We start from the raw sequence: 22,851 nt of genomic DNA on the forward strand, positions 1-22,851 counted from the left end.
TTAATCACTTTGTTGATGCACAAGTGCACCCGAAACTCATGGTAGTGTAAGGGGCAGAAAGATTGTGAGGAAAACAGGATGGATAATCTAATCATATTGTATGGAATCAAAGCCTGTGACTCTATGAAAAGAGCCCAAGCTTGGTTGACTGATCACGGTATTGATTACGCATTCCATGACTACAAGAAGAATGCGATCTCAAGGGCGGTTCTTGACGGTTGGGTCGGTCAGGTCGGTTGGGAGATATTGCTCAACAAAGCGGGCACGACGTTTCGCAAGCTGCCACCAGAGCAGAAGGAAGATATGACCCAGGCGAAAGCTATTACCTTGATGCTTGCTCAACCTTCCATGATCAAACGACCTGTTCTGGAACGTGAGGGCAAGATCGTGTGTGTAGGTTTCAAGCCTGCCGAGTACGAAGAGCTATTTGCGAGCTAAACTCCATGCTTAAGGCATGAGGTTTAGCATCTTGATTTTGCGGTGAAGCGTAGAGCGGCTGATGCCAAGCGTCCGAGCTGCTGCGCTGACATTGCCCTGCGTGGTGGCTAGGGCTGAGCGGATGACGTGGACCTCGGCTTTTCGGAAACTCAGCTCATCTTCTGAGTCCAGAAAGTTCATCAGAGCAGGCAGGTGCTCCAGTTCGCCTTCCGGCCAGTGCATGCGTTCCCGGCTCGCATGCGTGGCGCCTTGCACATGTCCATCAGTATTCAGCGCAACCAGCGGTGTTGAACTCGCTGTCGCCAGACCCAGCGTAATGATCGTCTCGTTGGGGAAAAATTCCCGGAACAGCCTTTCTTCGATCTTACGAGCTGTGGTCGTCATGGTCTCCATCAGCAGACCTGCAAATGGGAGGATATCGTTCCCCGCAAAGGAACAGATGTTCAGAACACCTGCCAGTTTTCCACTAGCATTATAAAGAGGGGCCGCAATGCCGGTCAGGCCCCGGAAGCATAGTCGCCAGTGCTGGCTTTGAAGCACCATGACAGGCTTCTTTTCCTGAAGGCATGTTCCGATACTGTTGGTGCCCGCATTCGCTTCGTCCCAGAGTGCACCAGCCTGAAAACCCCACCGACGGCATCCTGTCAGATCGTCACGGCTGGTCTGGCGTGACAGTACAACGCCGTTTGCATCAGCCAGCATCACGGTAAAGCCGAGCGCCATCACCATCGTATGCAGGCGCTCCATTTCTGGCAGGGCATGCTGGATCAGGAGACGCGTGCGGTTGCTGATAAAACGCAACTCCGGCTGGCTCAGAAGACGTGTTTCCCACCGCTCTGCCGGATCAAGATTATAGCTGGTGGAGCACCGGATCCATGACTCGGACAGACCGGTTTGTGGCGTAATGCCGGTCATGAGTGTCTCTCGATTTTCAGATGTGTCTCAGAACTGCGACAGGTGGCGACGATGTAGTCACAATCGGGTGAAAGAGCTTCGATCATGGATAGCGTCGCGCGGGTTGTGGAAGGAACAAGGCAGTCAGAGTGCGTGACTGACTGGTGCCCGTATCTTTCAGACGAAAGTTTCGTCCACCGGTAGCTCTCACCTTTCTGTTGTAACGCTCTTGGCGAGGGGTTGGATGCATGGATGAGAAACAAGCTTTTCAAGACAATCATCCGGCCGGCAGGGACAGACCTGCGCAGCAGTTTTCTGCCCTCGCACAGTCATATGGGGGACGGATCATATCCTGCTCCTTAAGCGATTAAGAGAGACAAAATATTTCAGAAAAAGTGGTTTTCCATATTTTTGAAAAACGAGGTGTCATGTCTTCTTCTCTCCAGAGGGTGCTGTCTCCAGTAACCTCTATCCTGCTCGCGCTTGTTGGGCTGTTCCTGCTGGGTGGGGGCGGTTATCTGCTCGTGCTCGGTGGGTCCTGGTTCTATGCGCTGGCTGGTCTCGTCATGCTTGCGGCGGCTGCCGTCAGCCTGAAGAACCCGTCTCAGGCAGGCCGTATTTATGCAGGTCTGCTGCTGGTTGCCACGATCTGGTCTGTTGTTGAAGTCGGCTTCAACATCTGGGGGCTGGAAGTTCGTCTGTTCACTCTGGTGGGCATTGCCTGCTGGATGCTTCTGCCGTGGGTCTGGCGCTCCAATGCGTCCTGGGCTGCGGACAAGCGCGAACTGGCTGGTTCTGCTGCCATCGCCGTTGTGGCGATCGTTGCAAGCTGCTTTACCTCCTATTCCATCAATGGCACGCTTCCGGCCGAGCGTATGGCTGCATCTGGCCAGGTTGACGAAACCGGCAAGGGCACGCCCGCAGCTGACTGGCCTGCTTATGGCCGTACGGTCGGCGGTGATCGTTACAGCCCGCTGGGTCAGATCACGCCTGCCAACATCAGCAACCTGAAGCGCGCCTGGGTTACCCAGACGGGTGACGTCCAGAAGGCTGACGAAGGTGTTGTGGCCGGTCCGGATCAAGGCCACGAGTTCAACCTCGAGGTTACCCCGATCAAGGTTGATGACACGCTCTACCTTTGCACGCCGCATAACTGGGTCATGGCCCTTGATGCCGCAACGGGTAAGGTGAAGTGGAAGTTCGATCCGAAGCCTGCTGCTGAAGATCTGGCTGCCAACGTCTATCTCGCATGCCGCGGCGTCTCCTATTACAAGGCTCCGGACGACTATACCGCTCCTGATGGCTCCAAGGCCTGCCAGAAGCGTATCTTCTCCCCGGTTGGTGACGTTCGTCTTCTTGCTGTCGATGCTGAAACAGGCAAGCCCTGCGAAGACTTCGGCGAGCACGGCTTTATCTCCCTGCGCCAGTATCTTGGTCATGTGCCGCATGGCTTCCACTTCGTGACGTCTCCGCCGCTGGTGGTGAAGGATCGTGTGGTTCTTGGTGGCTGGATATTTGATAACCAGGCGAACTTCGAGCCGTCCGGTGCAATCCGTGCGTTCAACCCGATTTCCGGTGAAATCGAGTGGGCTTGGGATGCCGGTCACAACCCGGAAAACTGGAAGCCCGGCCCGAACGACGAGCTGACGCGTGACACCCCGAATGCGTGGGGCGTTTACACGGCAGACGAGAACCTCGGCCTGCTTTACCTGCCGATGGGTAACTCCCCGCCGGATAACTGGGGTGGTTCACGCCGTCCGTTCGACGATGCAACCTCCAGTGCAACGATTGCTCTCGATATCGAAACTGGTGAGCGTCGCTGGACCTTCCAGACCGTGCATCACGATCTGTGGGACATGGATCTGGCCATTGGCCCGTCGATGGTTGATCTGCCAGGCCCGAACGGTGAAACCGTCCCGGCTCTGATCCAGACCACGAAGCGCGGTGAGTTCTTCGTTCTGGACCGTCGCACAGGCAAGCCTGTTCCGGGTTACCCGGTTGAGGAACGTCCGGTTCCAACTGCTGGCGTTGCTGCAGACGACCATGTGTCTCCGACGCAGCCGTTTGCTGTTGGTCTGCCGTCTCTGACGCCGCCTGACCTGAAGGAAAGCGACATGTGGGGCGCGACGCTGCTGGATCAGATGATCTGCCGCATCCAGTTCCGTCAGTCCGCTTATGAAGGTCAGTTCACGCCGCCGCATGTTGGCAAGACGACGATCGTCTATCCGGCATTCTATGGTGTGGTTGACTGGCAGGGTGCGTCCATCGACCCGCAGCGCAAGCTGCTGATCGCCAACGCCAGCTACCTGCCATTCCGGATCCGTCTGGAGAAGCGTAACCACGCTGAAACCAGTGGTATCCTGCCGAAGTGGGATGGCAAGGGTGACAAGCCGGAAGCCAAGGGCGATGCGCTTAGTGTCTCTCCTGACTACGGTACACCTTACATCGCTTACACCAGCCCGTGGCTAAATCCGCTTCAGATCCCCTGCAAGGGACCAGTCTGGGGTACGATCACCGCTATCGATCTGGTGACAAAGAAGATTGTCTGGCAGCACCCGGTTGGTACGACGCGCGACACCGGTCCTTTCCGGACGCATAACAACCTTCCGCTTCCGACCGGCATGTACAACATCGGTGGCAGTGTCATCACAAAGGGTGGCGTATCCTTCATGGGTGCGACAGCTGACGATTACCTGCGTGCCTTTGATGTCTCGACCGGTAAGGTCATCTGGCGTGACCGTCTGCCGGCTGGCGGACAGGCAACCCCGATGTCCTATCAAATCGGCGAGAAGCAGTATGTTTTGATCGCCGCTGGCGGTCATGGGGGCCTTGGCACCCGCAGCGGTGACTATATCATCGCTTACACGATTGACGGACAGCAGGGCGCAGCCGCGCACTGATCTGGTCTTATTACTGCTGGAGCGCTTTCTTTACTGGAGGCGCTCCAGTTTCTTCTTCTACGGAAATAAAAGTCATGGTTCGCAAAATCTGGTCCGGAGGGTGTCTCCGGGCCCTGAGCATTCTATTGCCCGCTTCCTCCCTCCTGCCAGCCCTTGCGGCACATGCTGCTGATATTCCTCTGGCCATCATTGGCCCGCATGAATACGACCTGCCGGTGGACTTCAAACCGTTCAACGTGCTCGTGCAGTACGGAGATGGGAATGTTGCGGGGAACACTTATGACAGTGGTGGCCGGCGTCAGCCCACTGGGGGAAGCCACACCTGGGCGGGTATGACGAAGTACGTGCATTTCCGCAGCTTTGACGCTCTGCCGCATGTCGGTTTTGCGTTTGAAGTCATTCAGTCGGAAAGCTTCGTTCTGGCACAGGGCAAGGATTACGGTGGCCTCGGTCCGACAATCGTGGGCCCTGCCGTCTGGTTCAAGCCGAATGCTCACAGCACCTTCGGTATCCAGACCTTCATGCAAACCCCGGTTGGCACACGGGATGCGTTGTCCCCGAGCTACTGGTCAAACCTGTCCAGCTTCATGTTCGATTATGAATGGAAGCATTTCAGCTTCGATGGGGATCTGGGTGCAATTGTAGCATCCACGAAGCACAAGACAGGCGAGCACAGCTACTCGCCAGGGACGGTCTTTCATTCCAACCTGCGTTTCAGCTGGAAAGCGAGCAAGATTGTTGAGCCGTTCTTTGCATTCGACTGGCAGAACACGGCCGGAATGCGGGACAACACTGCTAACAGTTGGGTCAGTGAATCCAGTGGGCGTGAAGTCGCACTGGGTGTGGGCGCCATGGTCAATATTTCCAAGCGCGTCTCATTAACCGGGCGGTATTCTCATTCTGTCGATGGCAGAAACGTGCCTGAGACGAATGCGTATTACATGAAGCTTGTCTATCTCTGGTAAAGATGGCTTATCCCGTCTGAGCAGTATTCTCGGACGGGGTGCCGCCTCCTAGATGCCTAGTGTTTGCCGGGCAAGGCGACACGCTGCCAGATCCCACGCAGCACAGCCGACACTCTTGAAAAATACCGGACCTTCCGGTTTTTCTCTGCCGGATAGGTAAGCGGCCAGAGGTTGGACCTCTTCCCAGTCTTTCCCTGCCTGAATGATGTCTCCCGCCTCTAACGGTGCACCAACGGGATCATCCACGATACAGGTACTTCCGTTGACGATGGCCGGACCAATTTCAATCATTTCCGGTCGATAAGCCCCCACACCAATAATCAGTCGCGTAGACTTTGGCGGCGCGTCGTACAGAACGCTTTGGCTGCTGGTCACGGTGATCACCACATCCGGGTCGCAGGTTTCGTCATCATTGCGAAGCCTCAGGGCAGGGTATGCGTTGCTTCCTGTCAGGGCGGCTACGCTCTCACGGGAGCGGCCACGAATGTAAACCGTGAGGCCCGGATAAAGCACATTCAGCGCTTCCAGATGAGCTTTGGCCTGTACGCCGGTACCAATGAGAAGAACCGTTTCCAGAGTGCCTGAGCGAAAGCAGTCCAATCCCAGCATGGAGATGGCAGCGGTCCGTCGCTCTGTTGTCGCAACGCCATCCAATGCGAACAGAAACTGACCATCGACAGCATCCATGCACATGACTTGCCCCTGAATAGCAGGAAGACTGCGTGCGGAGTTGCCAGAATAAAGGGTTAGAAGCTTTGTCGTGAGAATATCAGGCGCACACGCAACCATCGACATGACCGTTCCGGAGCGATCAAGCGTTGGCACAACCATGCGTTCAGGGCAGGAAATCTGTCCAGCATGATAGTCCTGAGCTGCTCTCCGAAGTGTTTCCACGAGAGCGGGAAAGGGAAGCAGTTTTCGCGTTTCGGCGGCGGTCAAAGTCTTCATGGAGCATCTTCCTGCTGTTGTCCGGAAGATGCCCCGTTTTGGCTTGAAGATGAAGGGACGGCGAGAGAGCGTTCCTGTCTGGGTTAAGCAGCCGCTTTTGGACGGAACCGTGCTGTCGAGATATCGCATTCGTAAGCGGCTGCGACCGAATGAGGGTCGAGCGCCAGGTCATCGACAGCATCGAGAATGCGTTCGATTTTGGCATCATCCATCAGCACGCTGAAATTCAGGCGTGTCCAGCCGGGCTTCTCGATTTCCTGCCCAGACAGAATGGCCTGACGAATTGCATCCGAGGCCGCTTCGTCAATGTCGAGCAGGCGATGTGCATACGGTCCTGCACAAGCGCATCCGCCACGCACCTGAATGCCGTAGCGGTCCGACAGCATGCGCGTGAAAAGCTGCTGGTGGATGAAGCCACCTATGCTTTCGTCCCGGACCTGGAAGGAGAAGATGGGCAGGGCTTCAGCTGTGGCGTGACCAAGAATGCGGATATTCGGGTTTTTGCTCCAACGCGCAACGGCGCGGGCGCGCAGCTCCGCATTGCGGTCGCTCATGAAAGTCTGGCCAATGACGTCCTTGACGATAAAGGCCAGTGCCGCGCGGATGTCCCCCACCACATCTGGTGTTCCACTCTCTTCGAGAGCTGCGAGGCTCGTGGTGTAGTCATGGTTCCAGGGGGAAACGAACCGTACTGTTCCTCCGCCTGGGAGAACCGGGCCGCATCGCGTCACGACGTCATTGCGGACGATCAGAACGCCTGAGGCTGCCGGGCCACCGATAAACTTGTGACAGGACACCGCCACGGCATCTTTTTCGAAAGGCGTGCCAGGCTTCATGTCGATGGGAAGATACGGAGCGGCACCCGCATAATCCCAGATCGCCAGAGCACCGTGCTTTTTCAGAAGTTCCGTTACGGCATCTACATCCGTCATGATGCCGGTGACGTTTGATGCTGCCGAGAAAGAGCCGACTTTCAGGCGCCCTTCGTCGCAGGCGGTCAATGCCTGTTCAAGAATGGCAAGATCTGGACCACCATTCTCGGCTTCCGGGATCTCGATGATCTCGGCGCCACTTTCCCGCCAGGGGAGGATGTTGGAGTGATGCTCGTACGGGCCAATGAAAATGATCGGGCGATTTCCAGCAGCACAGCGGGCAGGGATTTCCAGCAGATGTACGAGACGGTTCAGGCCTGCTGTCGCGCCGTTGCCCATGAAAATGGTCGTGAAACGATCCTTGGGGGCATGGCAAAGGCGAGCAATCGCATCACGCGCCGCATTCCGCATCCGCGTCATGTATGCCCCGCACAAAGACGCTTCAGTGTGGCTGTTCGCGTAGTAGGGAAGAACTTCGTTCATGACGAATGTTTCGACCTGAACAAGCGCACGGCCTGAAGCGACATAGTCTGCATAAAGAAGCGACTGAACACCAAAGGGGCTCATGAACTTCGTGCCGTCTCCGAGGACGCCCTTACGGAGGGCATCGCGACCACCTGCACGGAGCATTTTCTCAAATTGCTCAAGCGCTGTTGCACTGTTGTCGAGACTGCCGATCGTTTCCATGATGCCCTGTCCTCTTACCTGATCTCGTCAGAGGAAAATATCTCAATGGCGGATAGGAAACTGTCTCTTTCTTGTAGACGAAAACCGGTTTTTTGTTGTCATTTACATCATTATGAGCAGAATCATCGATCAAACGGACCGTGCCATCCTTCGCATTCTCCAGAAGCAGGGGACGCCGTCCCAGCGTGAACTGGCCGAACAGGTCGGCCTTTCCCAGAATGCCTGCTGGAGGCGCCTGAACGCCCTGCGGGAAAGTGGGATCATCAGCCACGATACCGTCCGTCTCAATGCTCAGGCGCTTGGCCTGACATTGACGGTCTTTGTGCTGATGAGGACGCGTCATCATTCACACGAATGGTTTGAAACGTTCCGCAAAGTGGTCGTTTCGATCCCAAACATCGTTGATTTTTACCGGATTGCCGGTGAGTATGATTATCTTCTCAAGGTCGTGGCATGCGACATGAACGATTTCGATCGTGTCTATCAGCAGATCATCAGCAAGGTCGAGCTGGATGCCATCACCTCATACATGACCATGGAAACCCTGGCAGATAACAGGGATCTTCCAGTCTGACACAGACCACGGACAAGGACACTTCATGACCCAGACAGATCAACTCGCCCAAAGTCTCAGGACGAGACATGTTGTCATGATTGCCTTGGGCGGGGTGATTGGTGCTGGGTTTTTCATCGGCTGCTCGGCTGCTCTGTCGATGGGTGGACCGGCCGTCATCGTGTCATACGTTCTGGCGGGACTTCTGGTCTGGCTTGTGAATGGCATGATGCGAGACCTTGCTTCACAGACACCCGGGCGTGCGTCATTTCTCGGACAGATCCGCCATGCTCTCGGGGATCGCTTCGGTTTCGTCGCGGGCTGGACCTACTGGCTGACCTGGGTGACGGTCATTGGCGTTGAAGCCATTGCCGTAACATCCATGCTCACGCCCTACATTCCAGTTCCTTACGCAGTTCTGGAACTTCTCGTTCTGGGCGTGATGACCGCCATTAATCTCCTGTCCGTCAAAGGGTATGGCGAGTTCGAGTACTGGTTTTCGGCCATCAAAGTGGCCGCTATCGTACTTTTCATCGGAATTGGTATCTGGGCATTCGGGGCACATTCCATCCCCGTGCAGGAAAACCTGTTTGCGCATGGCGGTGTCATGCCCCACGGATTGATGGCACTTCTTGCTGTCATTCCGACAGTGCTGTTCTCAATGGGTGGCAGTGAGATTGCAACGGTGGCCGCAGTTGAGTCCGACAACACGGAAGTGAACATTGCCCGCGCAACACGGACCATCCCTCTTCGTATTGGTGGCTTCTACCTTGTGACCATCTCGATGATTCTGTGCCTGATGCCGTGGAGTGACATCGTACCGGGACAGTCACCATTTTTGTTGGTTCTGAACCGGTTTCATGTGCCTTTCGCCGGGTTGGCAATGGGCATTGTCATCCTCGTAGCGGCCCTTTCCAGCCTGAATTCCGGGATTTACGTCACCTCGCGCATCCTGTTCGAACTGGCTGAACAAGGAGATGCTCCTGCGGTCTTTCTGGCGGTTGAGCCTAAAACGCAGCTTCCCCGTCGCGCGCTTCTCGCCAGTGTTGGAAGTGCCATTCTGGTTGCGGTAACGGCCGTTCTCTCGCCGGGCGTCATTTTTGCTGTTCTTGTCAGCCTGACGGGCGGATTTATGCTTTTTAATAACGCCCTGCTTGTTCTGGGACGGTTAAAGCTCATGCCCCAGAAGGCTGCTGGAGCATACGTGGCGCTTGCGCTGATCGCCCTTGCGATCATTGCCATGATGATTCAGGCGGAAACCCGTTCGCAAATCGAAATGGGCGCTTTTGCGATTGTTGTTATTCTGCTGGCGGAGCGATTTCTGCCACGAGGTAAGAAAATTCAGAATAACACACCTTGAGCTGGCGTACTGGGAACATCTGTCCCCATGTCCTTCAGAATCCAGGCTCGTAACACGGCAAGAATTGCCTCCTGATCTTCGCCGGTCAGAGGCTGTCCTGCGGCAATACCATGCCATTTCGCGAGACATCCCCGGCAACATGAGCCCGTGGCATGCTGTGCGATGAAGACCGGATGCCCTCGCATCGGCGTCTGCTTTCCGTCCTGTGCTGGCCATGCAGGTGCCAGGCGATCCCGGATGAAGGCAGCACCATGTTCCATGACAGCATTCAGGCCGCGACTTTCCAGGTAGAGGCGTGCCTGTTCATCCAGATGAAACCGTGCCCGAAAACTGGACTTTTGAAGTCGGAGGAGAAGATCCTGAGGAGCAGAACCGGTCAAGACGGACCAACCTTCTGAAAATACATAAAAAAATGCTGTGAGGGCTGCTGCACCCTCTGTGAGAACATCTGTTCTTACTCCATATGGTGCGGCATGGACGCTTTTCCGAGACGCACCCGAACTGATTCTTCAGCCAGTGATATGGCTGCCATGCCAGTCCTGTCACCGCTTCAGGTTCAGGATCTGTTCACGGCCAGGCTGGATGAGATTTGTGCTCACTTCGAAGAGTGGGGTTTCCCGCTTGCGGTTGAGGGGCAACTGGGTGACGTCGCGCCTAACGCATACAAGAAATATTATCAGCTGCCCTTGGTCGATCCGCAGCTTGGGACGTCCATTTCGCTGGAAGCGACCAAGCTGGTTCTGGCGGCAGCAGATGTGCGTGCCGGAGATCATGTCCGTGTGACAGGGTGTCTGCGAGCCCGCCATCTGCGGGGACAGGTTGCCCTCCGGTTTGAAGTGCTTACCGTTGAACCACATGATCCCGGCCGTCAGAAAGTGGACCGGGCAGAGCGATCTCTGCTGGATGTTCTGAGAGGATTGAGCTGGCAGTTTCAGCCTTACCCTGACCGCCGGGACGCCCGACTGCTTCTCATTCATTCTGCGTCCTCCAGCGCACTAGTCTCGGAAGACTTCCTTCAGGCGCTGGGGGGCGGCTGGCGTTCAGAGCGTATCCGCGCACTTCCCGTAGCCATGACCGATCCGCACCGTATTGCGGACGCCATAGGCACGTGCCGGGAAGATATTATCGTTCTGATCCGTGGCGGCGGAGATGTTTCCGACTTTACAGTGTTTGAGCATCCGCTGGTGCTGGAAGCGCTCTCCAACTGTGTGGCACATCGTGTTCTGGGCGTTGGGCATACTGCCAATCGGACGTTGGCGGAACGGCTGGTGGATCATTCCGCAACGACGCCCGCTGATGCGGGCCATTACATTCGCAGAATGAGCGGTCGTGTCTGGCAGCGGCAGGAGGAAGAGCGTGCGCAACAGGAAGAAATTGTTGCACTGCGTGAGAGCGCAACGTCTATGGCAGCGCTCCCGGCGGGAGCACCATTTGGCGCCCGTCTGCGGAATGGCCTGATCTTGTTGGTCGTCGGAACGCTGGCGGGCCTGATACTGTCACGTATTCTCTGAAAGTCAGAGGAACGTTTGCAATTCTGGTACAGCGTTTCCCAGATCTTTCCGTCCCATTTCAGAAAGCAGAACTATCACGCGCGCTACATCTCTCAATGCGCAGTGAGGGTGGCGAATAAACCACGCGCAGAACCCTTTGAAAGACAGACCTGCCGCTGTGTCGGGGGCTGGAAGGGCCGGCAGATCCAGAGAAATTGCCTCCTCGGTCGGTACGAACTGGAACAGGGTGTCACCAAACCCGCTATCATCCGCGAAAATGAATGTGTCGGCCTCAATCCAGCGTATTGTTAGAACAGGCCGCAGAAGAGACTGGTTCGCCAGTTGAACAGGATGTCCATTGAGAGACGAGAGCATCACAATTTCAGGATGGCTATCCTGATAAATGCCGACCAGTTTGTCTGTCGTTTTTATATTCGGATCGCTGGAAAAGCGGGGAGATCCATCTGTCCCTACGACCAGAAAATCGCCTGTTACATCCTGAATGAAACAGGCCCGTGTGCGCGTTGGCAGAGGAGCACTCTGAGGCGTTAAAAGCAGCCGCTCTTCGGCGGAGGGCCGGATACGATGGAAGGAAAACTGCTCATGCTGACGATGGTCCGGCATGGAGCTTCCTGCATCCGGCAGTTCAGGGAGTGCCAGGGCAGGTTCTTGCGTCAGGCTTTGAAGAAGATTTTCCAATCCCCGATAGGCCTGCGTATCCATGAGATCGTGCCGGATCATGGAGACGTCAGGCAGTCGTCGTCTTGGGGATAGATCTTCCTCATCCCGGCAGAAATAATGATCTGCAAGATGATGAGGCATATCTGGATCTCCTGCCCAGACATAATGAAGAATGCGCGCGCCTTTCCATGAGACGGCGACACCAGGGCCGATCCGATCGACTGGCGTGCCATCCGGATGGACGATGCGTTCAGGGGATAGGTCCAAAGACAGGACGTCTATCGAAGTTGGGAGTTTTTTCGTCCGGACAAGCAGACGGGCCATCCGGTTGTCAGGGAAAGTGACGGCACTCCGATAGGGTGATGCCTGAATGACAGAAGGGGCCGGAACAGGCTTGAGGGGCTTTCCGTAGATGCACCAGTTGATGGCGATGGCGTCAGCGTCTCCCGCTGTCGCCAGCAGGTTCTCCAGCGTTGTCTCCGGGTCGAGAAATTCATCAACGTCCAAAACCAGGAGCCAATCCTGTTCCTGACCCACCAGACGAGCCGCTTCCGCCGTTAAAGTCTTGCGGAGCTCTTCAGGAGAGAGCTCATCGCCACTGATGAACTCATGAAGTTCAACCGGGCCAATATGTTCTGCTGCGAGTGCAACAGCCTGCGTCTCGTCTGTGGACCCTGCATCGAGAACGAGAATACGCTCGAAACCGAGTGCCAGATGCCACAGCAGCCACTCCTTTAGAAGAGGAGCGGCATTATGGGTCAGGACGACACAGGCTGCACTTGGCATAAAGTGATGTTTCCGTGGTGTCTGGTTTTAGCGAACATCCACGCGGATCAGCGGACGCTGGACCGATGGATCAGTGAGAGCATGCATCTCGATCTGGATAGGCTGGGCACCGGCCGCGCTGATCCTGTGAGCAACAGGCTCCAGATCCGTTTGTGTAGCCTCTGTCATGGCTTTGGTTTGTGCGGCCGGATCAGACTGAGGCGGGACCAGAAGCCTGACGATAAAGAGGACATTTTCCTTGCGGGCCAACGCTGACTTAACAGCCTGATCCACGACAGGGCCGTATTCGGATTCCGGAGTCCCGCCTTCGATTTGCAGGAATGGCGGTTTCGCTTTCGGGGCCGGGGGCGGTGGCGGGATATACGGCTGAGGCGGTTTGCCTGCCTGCGGGTTGAACGTGCGCTGATCAACCAGTTTGCAGCCCGCAAGCAGGGGCGTAGCCAGCAGGATGCAGCCTGCCAGAGAGAGAGCGCGTGGAGCCATGATGCCTCGGGGCGAACGAAAATGTCGGACAAATGCAGCCATATTGCGCGGGACCGTCGCAGGAACGGAGGGTTTCGGCAAGATTAAGCGCATCAAGTTCATGAAAAACTATGCCAACCCCCTGTTGCTTCGCTGTGGCGGTGCTATGGAAGAAGCCCTTTCGTCAGAATAGCGGAGTAGGCAGGCATGGCGGTAAAAATCGCAATCAACGGTTTCGGACGTATCGGACGTCTCGTTCTGCGCGGCATCATTGAGAGCGGTCGTACGGACGTTGAGGTCGTAGCCATCAACGATCTTGGTTCGGTCGAAGCAAACGCACACCTTCTGGCCTATGACAGCGTGCATGGCCGCCTGCCGGGCAAGGTCCGCGCTGAAGGCAATACGCTCATCATTGAAGCAAACGGCCGTACCTACGGTCCGATTACCGTTTCTGCCGAGCGTGATCCGTCCAAAGTTCCATTCGAAGGCATCGATGTTGCCATGGAATGTACGGGTCTCTTCACCACGCGTGAAAAGGCCGCTGCCCTGCTGGAAGCTGGCGCAAAGCGCGTGATCGTCTCCGCTCCTGCAACGGATGTGGATGCCACCATCGTTTTCGGTGTGAACGACGACGTTCTGACGCCGGACATGAAGGTCATTTCCAACGCATCCTGCACCACGAACTGCCTTGCTCCTGTCGCTTACGTTCTGGACGAAGCGTTCGGCATCGAGCGCGGCTACATGGTCACGATTCACTCCTACACCGGTGACCAGCGCACGGTGGACACCCTGCACAAGGATCCCCGTCGTGCCCGCGCTGCGGCTCTGAACATGATCCCGACGTCCACGGGTGCTGCCAAGGCTGTTGGCCTGGTTCTGCCGCACCTGAAGGGCAAGCTGGATGGCACGGCGATCCGCGTTCCGACGCCGAACGTCTCTCTTGTCTCGCTCGACTTCGTGCCGAAGACCGTTCCTGCTTCTGCTGAAGCCGTGAACGAAGCAATCCGCGTTGCGTCCGAAGGCAAGCTCAAGGGCGTTTTGGAGTACAACACGGCGCCGCTGGTCAGCACGGATTTCAACCACTCCCCTGCGTCTTCCACGTTTGATGCAACACAGACGGCACTGGTCGATGGCGGCCAGCTCGTTCGCATCTGCGCTTGGTATGACAATGAGTGGGGTTTCTCCAACCGCATGGCCGACACGGCTGCTGCTTTCGGGAGCCTCTGACCCATGGTTTTCCGCACGCTCGACACCCTGGAGGCACGCGGCAAGCGCGTGCTCGTCCGGGCTGATCTGAACGTGCCGATGCATGACGGCGTCATCACTGACGCCACGCGCATCGAGCGCGTTGCCCCGACCATCAATGAGCTTGCCGGTAAGGGCGCGCGCGTTGTGGTCCTCAGCCATTTCGACCGCCCGAAGGGCAAGGTCGTTCCTGGCATGTCCCTGCGTCCGATTGCTGAAAAGCTTGGGGAAGTTCTGGGCAAGCCGGTTGGTTTCGTTCCGGAATGCGTAGGCCCGACTGTTGAAGCTGCTGTTGCGGCTCTCAATGATGGGGAAGTGCTGGTTCTGGAAAACACGCGTTTCCATGCGGGTGAAGAAGCCAACGATCCGGAATTTGCTAAAGCGATTGCGCAGAATGGCGACATTTTCGTCAATGATGCCTTTTCGGCAGCGCATCGCGCCCATGCCTCTACCGAAGGTGTGGCGCATGATCTTCCGTCTTTCGCCGGGCGGTTGATGCAGGCTGAGCTATCGGCTCTGTCGGCTGCGCTGGAGAATCCGGAGCGTCCGGTCGGTGCCATCATCGGCGGTTCCAAGATCTCCACGAAGCTGGATCTGATTGGCAATGTCATCGCTAAGGTGGACACACTGTTCATCACGGGTGCCATGGCCAACACGTTCCTGGCGGCAGAAGGCATGAATGTCGGCAAGTCCCTTCAGGAAGCGGACATGCACGAAACAGCTCGCAAGATTGCGCATCTGGCGCAGGAAAAGGGCTGTGAAATCATTCTGCCAGTGGATGCCGTTGTGGCGCGCGAGTTCAAGGCCGGTGCAGAAACCGAAACCTGCCTGATTGGCGAAGTGCCTGCTGACGCCATGATTCTTGATGCTGGTCCGCGCACTGTGGCGCTGATCAACGAGCGTCTGGCTACGTTGAAAACGCTTGTCTGGAACGGCCCACTTGGGGCGTTTGAGATCGAGCCGTTTGATCGTGCAACGGTTGAGGTTGCACAGGAAGCTGCTCGCCTGACGCAGGAAGGCAAGCTTCGTACTGTGGCAGGCGGTGGAGACACCGTTTCCGCGCTGCGTCACGCCGGGGTTGCTGGCCAGATGAGCTACGTTTCCACGGCGGGTGGTGCATTTCTGGAATGGCTGGAAGGAAAAATCCTTCCAGGCATCGAGGTGCTTCGCACAACCGGACACCAGCTTGGTCTGGACTGAGTTCTGAAAAAGCGGGGAGGGCAATCTCCCCGCTTTTTTATGGTCGGGTTACGGGAAGAAAATTTCCTCAATACTGCGGCGGAAAAGCTGTGAAATTGTGAACGCTAATGGCAGGCTCGGGTCGTAACGCCCCTTTTCGATGGCATTGACTGTCTGCCTTGAAACCGCCAGCTCTGCTGCCAGATCGGCTTGGCTCCAGCTTCGTTCTGCCCGAAGTTCCTTGAGGCAGTTATTCATCTATAGCGCCTTTGAGCGACAAGGCCACCGATCCACCAGAGGGCTCCCATGATCGGCCAGACTGCAAAAGCTCTGAGCTTTGGTAACCCTGCACTTTCCGCAAAGCCCCAGCCAAAGGTCAGTAGAGCGGTTCCCAAAAATGATATTGCAATGGCATCCAATTGAATCCGACGTTGTAATTCATCCATTCGCCAGATTGCACGCATGATGACCCATGCCGCTGTCACCGCTCCCACCATGGGTGTGAGTGCCAGTATTATTCTTGTTAAAGGTGCCGGGTGGAGTGCCAGTTGCAGATAATTGGCCCCGAACAGCAGCACAAGATACAGCGCGAGCGCGCTACCGAGTTCGATGAGATATTGACGACCATACAACATGTCTAAGCCCTCCTACTGTAAAGTAGGCTTTACTTTTCTGGCTTCAATGTCAAGTGAGCTTTACAAAATGCTCATTTCAGACGCCTGTGCGGATCACGTTTTGTGACGTCACGAAACTTTCTAACTTTTTCAATTGTAATTTGAGGCTTTGACCCACCACACTGCTTTCAGCTCCCTGTCGTGCTGGAATCCGCCTGATGCGCCTTCTGCCTATGCTGATGAAGTCTTTTCCACTGCTCGTTCTGGCAGTAGGGACATGTAGTGCATTGGCTGCAGAGCCTGTGCAGCCAGTTCCGGCGCCAAAAAAGCCATTCTCAGCGTTTACGCATCCTTTTAACGCCTCGCTGTCCCAGGAAGTATCGGCTGACCCGCGGCAAGGGGCGGCGCTGATGCGCGGTCTGGACCATCATCGGGCAGAAGTCGTGGCTCAGCAAATGACCTCGGGCTTCGGTGCGGCTCCAGTCCCCGATGAGAATATTGAAGGCCCTCAGGATTCAGCGCAGCCTGACGCCTATGTGAAGCCCGATTTCTTTTCCAATAAAGTGGGCGAAATCAACGACGCCGCTGCGGAAAATCATCCCGACCAGCATCGTAAAGGCGGCGGCGCAATGGCGGGCGGGCTAGCTTTGGCCGTGCCTCTCTCCCAGTAACAAGTCACTTGTGTCGGTAAATGTAGAGTGAGTCACTCACGCTCGTGAAGCGATACACTGGCGTGTAGTCTGCTTTGATAGCCTTAAAGACCTCACGCCGTGCCGCAATATTTTCCCGTAAGGGAGAGGCATCTTCCGTGACGATATATTCAGGTTTTCGGGCAAGAACTCTATCGAGTTCCTGAAGAACATTCATCCCGGTCGCATGGGCTTCAACTGCTGTGTTGAAATGGCCCGGGAAAGGATGGTTGGTTAAAGTGCACCAATAAGGTGTGTCATAGAGGGCAGGCGGCCCCTGATAAACAAAAACACAGCCCGGTTTTTGTTGGAAGACATCCAGCATGGCCTGAAAATTTTGCTGATCGCCGTCGTTTATGCGGTGTCTGTGCAGACTAAGCTGCCCGATAATTGAGACGATGCAAAGAAGACCAACGAGCCATATCCGACCGGCTTTCCAGGTCCAGAGCGATACGCAGGCAAGTGCTAGCGGGGCATAAAGCGGTAAAATGTAATGAGGATACCATCCCCCAAAAGCGATGATCCCCAAGCAGGCGGCTCCGGCCCAGAGTGTGAGAAGGACATAACGGGCAGGCCATGATTTTGCACGAGCAATCATTATCGTGGCTATCAGCCCCGGCAGGAGAGGAAGGGCCGCTTTCAGCATTCGAATTTCTAGGTAGTGCGCTTCTCCGTCTGGAAAATGACCGCGCAGGAAAATGGAATCCAGGTTGGCGAAAATCCACGCTCCTGGATGCCCGATCGTGAGATAGAAGCAAAAAGCAAGAAATGTAGGAAGAAGGCCGATAAGGGCCAGAAGACCAGTGTCTTTCAAGGCATCGGGGATGGAACGGGAGGCTAGATACTGCCTGACGACATAGTAAATTCCAACGAACGCCCCTTCAAAGACGACAGTGTATTTTATCTGCATGGCGAGGCCGAACAGAAATACGGCGGAAAGGACTGTTTTTCTTCGAATTTTGCCGTCGGGCTGCAGAAGATCATGCAAAACAAGAGCGATGGCGGCTGTTACAAGGAAATTATAGAAAATCGGGGTCTGACCTCCTTCTCCCCGTGAGAGATTGAGGAGGGCAGGATAGAGCAAGGCTGAAAGGAAAGCAGCTTTCGTGGAAGCGATGGTTTTTCCCATGCGAAACAGCAGCCAGGCCGTACCCCAGACGGCAATCACCGCGCCGAACTGATAGGCGAAAATTCTGTAAGGGCCGAAAAGGTGGAAAAATGCGTAAAGTAGAAATATTCCAACCGGTTTTCTATCCCAGAATTGAAGGTAGGGAAGATCTCCATGAAGAATTCTACCGCCTCCGAAGAGATAAAATTCCTCGTCGGAATAAATGAGAGGATTTCCGAACGTCTGCGTTCTGCAGAGGATGATAAAAACCAATAAACTTACATTTAATAAAAATTCGTTTCGATTTTTGGTCACAGGAAAATTTTCTGGTTATATTTTTATAAGACTTCATTCCATTACAGGTTAATTGTGTATTTTATTGTAATAAATTAGTTATTTCTATTTTTGATTAATCTCTCAAAGAGCCGACACAAAAAAAGCTGCCAGAAACATATCTGGCAGCTTTTCTGAAGAGTATTTTGTCTATTCAGGCCTGAAGGCCATTCTCCCGACGACGAAGCTCAACTTCGGCCGACATGGCCTTCTGAAGTTTCTCCATGGCGCGTGCTTCAATCTGACGGATCCGCTCACGTGACACGTTGTAGTGGTGAGAAAGATCTTCCAGCGTAGATGGCTCTTCCTTGAGGCGACGCTCGGCCAGAATGTGACGTTCGCGCTCATTCAGGGTCATCATGGCCTGATCGAGAAGAGCTTTACGACCGCTGAACTCTTCGGACGCCGCGTAAGTCTGCTCCTGGTTTTCGTTGTCGTCCACCAGCCAATCCTGCCACTCGCCTTCGCCATCAATGCGCAGGGGCGCATTCAGGCTATGGTCCGGGGCGGCGAGACGCTGGTTCATGGACACCACGTCCTGTTCCGGAACGCCGAGCGTGGTGGCAATGGAATTCACCTGCTCGGGCTTCAGATCACCATCATCAATCGCCTGCATTTGCCCTTTCAGGCGACGGAGATTGAAGAACAGCTTTTTCTGCGAAGCTGTCGTACCGATTTTAACCAGTGACCAGCTGTGCAGGATATACTCCTGCATGGCGGCACGGATCCACCACATGGCGTAGGTTGCAAGGCGGAAGCCACGCTCCGGGTCGAAGCGGCGGACAGCCTGCATCATACCGATGTTGCCCTCACTGATGAGCTCATTCACCGGGAGGCCATAGCCGCGATAGCCCATGGCAATCTTGGCCACGAGACGAAGGTGAGACGTCACCAGGCGGTGTGCCGCACTGGTGTCTTCATTCTTGCGCCATGCACGGGAAAGATCGAGCTCTTCCTGCGGCGTCAGAAGGGGGAATTTGCGGATTTCCTGGAGATAACGGGTCAGGTTGTTTTCAGGACCCACGGAGATGACAGCTGGAGATGCCATGGTCTTCGATTCCTTTCGCCCGGGGGTGTGCCTGGCTCGATGAGGAGTAGACTCATACGAACTGGCAGAGGCAAAGTTCCTCACACCCAGGTGACGCATTGGGAAGGACTATCACGTCCCCAGCCGCTTACCCCCAGACTGGGCAGTGCACGGTGGTACGATCCGTTCCGGCGGCGCGTCAGCTCGTCGGATAAGTGCGCTTATGACAGGTGGAACCGAAAAGGTCAAGAACTTTCAGAGGTTGAGCCTGTTAGGCGCATTTTCAAGGTCTGGAAGTCTTCAGGAGGCGCAGTTTCGAAAGAAAGTGGCTTTTTTGTCCGAGGATGAATGAAGCCGAGTCGGGCGGCATGGAGAGCCTGACGTGGGAAATCGAGGGCCGCTTCTTTCGCATCCTGAGGTAAACCGCGGGCTGCGGCCGGAATACGACGCAGATACACGGGGTCTCCGAGCAGAGGGTGTCCTGCCTGTGAGAGATGAACACGAATCTGGTGGGTTCGCCCAGTGGCCAGTTTGCATTCGATCAAAGAGACGCTTGCATGGATCGGCTCCAGAAGCTTGAAGCGCGTGAGAGCGGTTTTTCCGCCTGACTGAACGACCGCCATGCGCTTGCGATCTTTCTTGTCCCGCCCGATGGCACCGTCAAATTCGCCGGATGAGGGCAGTAGACCCCAGGCAAGGGCCATGTAGGCGCGATCGATATCGCGTGCAGCGAACGCTTCAGACAGGGCGTTATGAGCCATGGCATTCTTGGCCACGACCATCAGGCCTGATGTGTCCTTATCGAGCCGGTGTACGATTCCGGGGCGTTTCTCACCGCCAATGCCTTCAAACCCTTCGCCGCAATGTCCGAGAAGGGCATTGACCAGAGTGCCGGTTTCATTGCCGGGCGCAGGATGGGTTACGAGACCGGCCTGCTTATCCAGAACGATCAGGTCCCGGTCTTCATATAAGATCGTCAGGGGCAGATTTTCCGCCAGGGGGCGAGCCGGAAGTGGAGTCGGGAACGAAAGCACAAGCTCCATCCCGTCACGGAGTGTATCGGCGGGCTCATTGACGATCTGGCCGTTGCGGGTCAGATGACCCTCTTCGATCAAAGTCTTGACCCGGGAGCGGGAAATCGTGCCGATGGCGTCAGCAAGGGCGCGATCAACGCGTTGGCCGGCCAGGCTGGCATCAACAACAAGACGGAACGGGGTTTCAGGATCTGACATGAATCAGGGTTTAGCCGAGGATCAAGCGGGCAGCGAGTCAGGCACACCGAAAGCGTTGCTCGGCGCCGTCATTATCATGGGAGTTATGATCGTCGCCGGCGTGGCGGTCATGATTGGTGTGATCGCCCATCGCGTTATGCATCCGCATCATGATGTCAGTATTTCCGCGCCGCCATCCGGGTCTTCGACGCGCCTTGCGTTGCCCTTGGGAGAGGGGGAACACATTACGGCTGTCACCGCACGGCCAGACGGCATGATGGCTGTAACATTAGGGCGCCCGGGCGCTGAGCGCGTTCTCTTGTGGAGCCCTGAGGCAGGTCGCGTTATGGCAGAACTCGATTTCGGCGTGCCTCCCAGCGCCCCGTAAGGTCTTCCGGCTGAACATTCCAGTTTCTGATGCGTTGTTACTGACAAGATCATATCAGGACAGACATCATGGGACGCATTATTGACGCCGCTCTGGCTGCTGGAACGGTTTTCGGAGCTCAATATCTCGGCCGGGAGATCAGCCCGGCCGAAGATGGCTCAACCCGGCGGTGGTATCACCATCTGAACAAGCCAGAATTCTCGCCGCCAGCACCTGTGTATGCCGTGGTCTGGACCCTTCTGGACGGCCTGCTGGCATGGTCTGGGTATCGTCTTCTGCGAGCTGAACGTTCCTGCGCACGGACCGCAGCACTTTGGCTTTGGGCTATCTGCGTTGCTGGCGTAGCCGGCTTTCCGTTCGCAGTTTTCCGTAAACGGCGTCTGGATGCGGGATTGGCGATCTGCATTGGTCTGGTCGTGACGTCAGGCGCGTCGATCTGGACGGCAAAAAAAGCTGATCCGTCCGCCGCTAAGCTTCAGATACCGTTTTTCGTGTGGCTGACGTTCGCGGTGTTTGTTCAGGAAGAAGTCTGGCGCCGCAACTGAGTGGCGTCTGCCCCACCGAGGATTGATTGCATCAGCCCGGGAAAGCGTTCCTCAAGTTCCTGAAGGCGGAGGGAATTATGGTGCTGCACGCCTTCAATTCGGGTGTGCAGAACACCGCTTTCTCTCAAAACCTGAAAATGATGGGACATGCTGGACTTTGGGCGCGCCCCGATCAGGGCGGCACAATTCGCCTCGCCCAGAACATATAGACGCTGAACAATGTCCAGACGCACGGGATCAGCCAGAGCCCTGAGGACCGTAATCAGATCGAGCTTTTTCAGATCGGGCGAGTCATGGCACGGCATACGGCGTCTTATCCCTTCCTTGAAGAATTGACGCAACACTTCTATAGTTCGGTCGTTATCGAACTATAGAAGTTTCGATCAGGGAGTACCCTTTCATGCCCGATCTTTTTGATCCCATTGAACTTGGTGGATTTTCGGCAAAAAACCGCATTTTCATGTCTCCCCTCACGAGAGCGCGTGCGGGCCGGGACGCTGTTCCGACAGCGATCATGGCAAAGTATTACGCGCAGAGAGCGGAAGCCGGTCTCATCATCACAGAGGCAACAGGCATCTCCCGCGAAGGGCTGGGCTGGCCCTACGCGCCGGGCATCTGGTCAGACGAGCAGGTTGAGGCGTGGAAGCCTATCACGAAGGCTGTCCATGACAGGGGTGGGCGGATTGTCTGCCAGCTCTGGCATATGGGCCGGATGGTACATTCATCCGTCACGGGCCTGCAGCCGGTCGCACCTTCGCCCACCACTGCGCCCGGTCAGTCTCACACCTATGATGGCAAGCAGCCTTATGAAGAGGCGCGCGCGCTGCGACTGGACGAAATTCCCCGTATTCTGGCGGAATATGAGCGTGCATCTCAAAATGCGATCAAGGCCGGCTTTGATGGCATTCAGCTTCACGCGGCCAATGGCTATCTGATTGACGAATTCCTGAAAGATGGAACCAATCATCGGACAGATGAGTACGGCGGATCGCCCGAAAATAGAATCCGGCTTCTCTCCCAAATAACGGAACGGATCATCTCGACCATTGGTGGAGAGAGAACTGGGGTCAGGCTTTCTCCGAACGGAGACACGCAGGGATGCCTTGATTCCGCACCGGAAACCGTCTTCGTGCCAGCGGCTGCCGAGCTGGAGCGTCTGGGTGTGGCGTGGCTTGAACTGCGTGAACCTGGACCGAACGGAACGTTTGGCAAGACGGATCAACCGCCGGTTTCTCCGCAAATTCGGAAGGTGTTCCGACGTCCGCTGGTGTTGAACCAGGATTACACGTTTGAAAGCGCTCAGGATGCTGTCCGTGAGGGGCGGGCCGATGCCATTGCCTTTGGACGCAAATTTATTTCAAACCCGGACCTGCCGACGCGCTTTGCACAAGGTCTGCCGCTTCAGGCCGATGATATGGCGACGTGGTACAGCCGCGGGGAGCATGGATATACGGATTACTCGTTCGCTGAGTAATC

The 22,851-nt window shown here is 55.9% G+C and carries 24 protein-coding genes; 12 read left to right on the top strand and 12 right to left on the bottom strand.

Annotated elements, in window-relative coordinates:
* Window positions 1-78: 78 nt before the first annotated feature.
* On the top strand, window positions 79-438 hold the full coding sequence (locus tag GCE01_RS11805) for an ArsC family reductase (RefSeq protein ID WP_099213061.1): 360 nt from the start codon (window positions 79-81) through the stop codon (window positions 436-438).
* Between the two features lie 9 nt (window positions 439-447).
* On the opposite strand, the gene GCE01_RS11810 is transcribed toward GCE01_RS11805, so the two are convergent.
* Window positions 448-1,353 carry a helix-turn-helix domain-containing protein gene (locus tag GCE01_RS11810; protein ID WP_046900841.1) on the bottom strand — a complete coding sequence of 302 codons (906 nt, stop codon included), beginning with the start codon at window positions 1,351-1,353 and terminating at the stop codon, window positions 448-450.
* Window positions 1,354-1,760: 407 nt separating this feature from the next.
* Here GCE01_RS11810 and GCE01_RS11815 point away from each other — a divergent pair, with 407 nt between their 5' ends.
* Both GCE01_RS11815 and GCE01_RS11820 read left to right on the top strand, forming a co-directional pair.
* Window positions 1,761-4,232: a membrane-bound PQQ-dependent dehydrogenase, glucose/quinate/shikimate family gene (locus GCE01_RS11815; RefSeq protein WP_099213264.1), complete on the top strand. Its 2,472-nt coding sequence runs from the start codon at window positions 1,761-1,763 to the stop codon at window positions 4,230-4,232.
* A 74-nt stretch (window positions 4,233-4,306) separates the two neighbouring features.
* A complete protein-coding gene (locus tag GCE01_RS11820; RefSeq protein ID WP_086633956.1) occupies window positions 4,307-5,197 on the top strand; it encodes a transporter in 891 nt (296 codons plus the stop codon).
* Between the two features lie 48 nt (window positions 5,198-5,245).
* Here the strand turns inward: GCE01_RS11820 and GCE01_RS11825 are convergent, their stop codons facing one another.
* Entirely contained in the window at window positions 5,246-6,145 is a 900-nt protein-coding gene (locus GCE01_RS11825; RefSeq protein ID WP_099213062.1) for a delta(1)-pyrroline-2-carboxylate reductase family protein, read from the bottom strand.
* 83 nt (window positions 6,146-6,228) lie between these two features.
* Window positions 6,229-7,704 (bottom strand): aminotransferase class V-fold PLP-dependent enzyme, encoded by a 1,476-nt coding sequence (locus GCE01_RS11830; protein WP_099213063.1) that lies wholly within the window; start codon window positions 7,702-7,704, stop codon window positions 6,229-6,231.
* Between the two features lie 112 nt (window positions 7,705-7,816).
* On the opposite strand from GCE01_RS11830, the gene GCE01_RS11835 reads away from it, so the two are divergent.
* The gene (locus GCE01_RS11835) at window positions 7,817-8,278 is read left to right on the top strand and encodes an Lrp/AsnC family transcriptional regulator (RefSeq protein ID WP_046900845.1); all 462 of its coding nucleotides are present in this window, start codon (window positions 7,817-7,819) and stop codon (window positions 8,276-8,278) included.
* Window positions 8,279-8,303: 25 nt separating this feature from the next.
* A complete protein-coding gene (locus GCE01_RS11840) occupies window positions 8,304-9,617 on the top strand; it encodes an amino acid permease (protein WP_099213064.1) in 1,314 nt (437 codons plus the stop codon).
* Here the strand turns inward: GCE01_RS11840 and GCE01_RS11845 are convergent.
* Complete coding sequence (locus GCE01_RS11845; RefSeq protein WP_099213065.1) at window positions 9,599-9,997, bottom strand: DUF4186 domain-containing protein; 399 nt, start codon at window positions 9,995-9,997, stop codon at window positions 9,599-9,601. The genes GCE01_RS11840 and GCE01_RS11845 overlap by 19 nt on opposite strands.
* A gap of 150 nt (window positions 9,998-10,147) precedes the next feature.
* Here GCE01_RS11845 and GCE01_RS11850 point away from each other — a divergent pair, with 150 nt between their 5' ends.
* On the top strand, window positions 10,148-11,128 hold the full coding sequence (locus GCE01_RS11850; protein ID WP_244591207.1) for an exodeoxyribonuclease VII large subunit: 981 nt from the start codon (window positions 10,148-10,150) through the stop codon (window positions 11,126-11,128).
* Window positions 11,129-11,131: 3 nt separating this feature from the next.
* On the opposite strand, the gene GCE01_RS11855 is transcribed toward GCE01_RS11850, so the two are convergent.
* Window positions 11,132-12,574, bottom strand: coding sequence for a glycosyltransferase family 2 protein (locus tag GCE01_RS11855; RefSeq protein ID WP_099213067.1), 1,443 nt, complete (start codon window positions 12,572-12,574; stop codon window positions 11,132-11,134).
* A gap of 27 nt (window positions 12,575-12,601) precedes the next feature.
* On the bottom strand, window positions 12,602-13,057 hold the full coding sequence (locus GCE01_RS11860; protein ID WP_244591208.1) for a hypothetical protein: 456 nt from the start codon (window positions 13,055-13,057) through the stop codon (window positions 12,602-12,604).
* Window positions 13,058-13,243: 186 nt separating this feature from the next.
* Between GCE01_RS11860 and gap the strand changes: the two genes are divergently transcribed.
* Entirely contained in the window at window positions 13,244-14,263 is a 1,020-nt protein-coding gene (gene gap, locus GCE01_RS11865; RefSeq protein ID WP_086633965.1) for a type I glyceraldehyde-3-phosphate dehydrogenase, read from the top strand.
* 3 nt (window positions 14,264-14,266) lie between these two features.
* Window positions 14,267-15,481: a phosphoglycerate kinase gene (locus GCE01_RS11870; RefSeq protein WP_046900852.1), complete on the top strand. Its 1,215-nt coding sequence runs from the start codon at window positions 14,267-14,269 to the stop codon at window positions 15,479-15,481.
* A 48-nt stretch (window positions 15,482-15,529) separates the two neighbouring features.
* On the opposite strand, the gene GCE01_RS11875 is transcribed toward GCE01_RS11870, so the two are convergent.
* The gene (locus tag GCE01_RS11875; protein WP_099213069.1) at window positions 15,530-15,718 is read right to left on the bottom strand and encodes a helix-turn-helix transcriptional regulator; all 189 of its coding nucleotides are present in this window, start codon (window positions 15,716-15,718) and stop codon (window positions 15,530-15,532) included.
* Complete coding sequence (locus GCE01_RS11880; protein WP_099213070.1) at window positions 15,715-16,095, bottom strand: hypothetical protein; 381 nt, start codon at window positions 16,093-16,095, stop codon at window positions 15,715-15,717. The genes GCE01_RS11875 and GCE01_RS11880 overlap by 4 nt, the downstream gene beginning before the upstream one ends.
* A gap of 197 nt (window positions 16,096-16,292) precedes the next feature.
* Between GCE01_RS11880 and GCE01_RS11885 the strand changes: the two genes are divergently transcribed.
* On the top strand, window positions 16,293-16,745 hold the full coding sequence (locus GCE01_RS11885) for a hypothetical protein (protein WP_099213071.1): 453 nt from the start codon (window positions 16,293-16,295) through the stop codon (window positions 16,743-16,745).
* A gap of 4 nt (window positions 16,746-16,749) precedes the next feature.
* Here GCE01_RS11885 and GCE01_RS11890 read toward each other — a convergent pair whose 3' ends face one another.
* The 3 genes from GCE01_RS11890 to GCE01_RS11900 all read right to left on the bottom strand — a co-directional run bounded on the left by GCE01_RS11890 (window position 16,750) and on the right by GCE01_RS11900 (window position 20,463).
* Window positions 16,750-18,186, bottom strand: coding sequence for an ArnT family glycosyltransferase (locus GCE01_RS11890; RefSeq protein ID WP_099213072.1), 1,437 nt, complete (start codon window positions 18,184-18,186; stop codon window positions 16,750-16,752).
* A 172-nt stretch (window positions 18,187-18,358) separates the two neighbouring features.
* Window positions 18,359-19,252: an RNA polymerase sigma factor RpoH gene (gene rpoH / locus GCE01_RS11895; protein WP_046900857.1), complete on the bottom strand. Its 894-nt coding sequence runs from the start codon at window positions 19,250-19,252 to the stop codon at window positions 18,359-18,361.
* A gap of 224 nt (window positions 19,253-19,476) precedes the next feature.
* On the bottom strand, window positions 19,477-20,463 hold the full coding sequence (locus GCE01_RS11900) for an RluA family pseudouridine synthase (RefSeq protein WP_046900858.1): 987 nt from the start codon (window positions 20,461-20,463) through the stop codon (window positions 19,477-19,479).
* Here GCE01_RS11900 and GCE01_RS11905 point away from each other — a divergent pair.
* Window positions 20,462-20,830 (top strand): DUF6476 family protein, encoded by a 369-nt coding sequence (locus GCE01_RS11905; protein ID WP_174694841.1) that lies wholly within the window; start codon window positions 20,462-20,464, stop codon window positions 20,828-20,830. The two genes, GCE01_RS11900 and GCE01_RS11905, sit on opposite strands and share 2 nt — an antisense overlap.
* A 68-nt stretch (window positions 20,831-20,898) precedes the next feature.
* Window positions 20,899-21,375 carry a TspO/MBR family protein gene (locus tag GCE01_RS11910; RefSeq protein ID WP_099213073.1) on the top strand — a complete coding sequence of 159 codons (477 nt, stop codon included), beginning with the start codon at window positions 20,899-20,901 and terminating at the stop codon, window positions 21,373-21,375.
* On the opposite strand, the gene GCE01_RS11915 is transcribed toward GCE01_RS11910, so the two are convergent.
* Window positions 21,348-21,680 carry an ArsR/SmtB family transcription factor gene (locus GCE01_RS11915; protein ID WP_046900860.1) on the bottom strand — a complete coding sequence of 111 codons (333 nt, stop codon included), beginning with the start codon at window positions 21,678-21,680 and terminating at the stop codon, window positions 21,348-21,350. The genes GCE01_RS11910 and GCE01_RS11915 overlap by 28 nt on opposite strands.
* A 95-nt stretch (window positions 21,681-21,775) precedes the next feature.
* On the opposite strand from GCE01_RS11915, the gene GCE01_RS11920 reads away from it, so the two are divergent.
* Window positions 21,776-22,849: an alkene reductase gene (locus GCE01_RS11920; RefSeq protein ID WP_099213074.1), complete on the top strand. Its 1,074-nt coding sequence runs from the start codon at window positions 21,776-21,778 to the stop codon at window positions 22,847-22,849.
* Window positions 22,850-22,851 lie beyond the last annotated feature (2 nt).

This window comes from Gluconobacter cerinus, assembly GCF_002723935.1.
Taxonomy (GTDB): Bacteria; Pseudomonadota; Alphaproteobacteria; order Acetobacterales; family Acetobacteraceae; genus Gluconobacter; species Gluconobacter cerinus.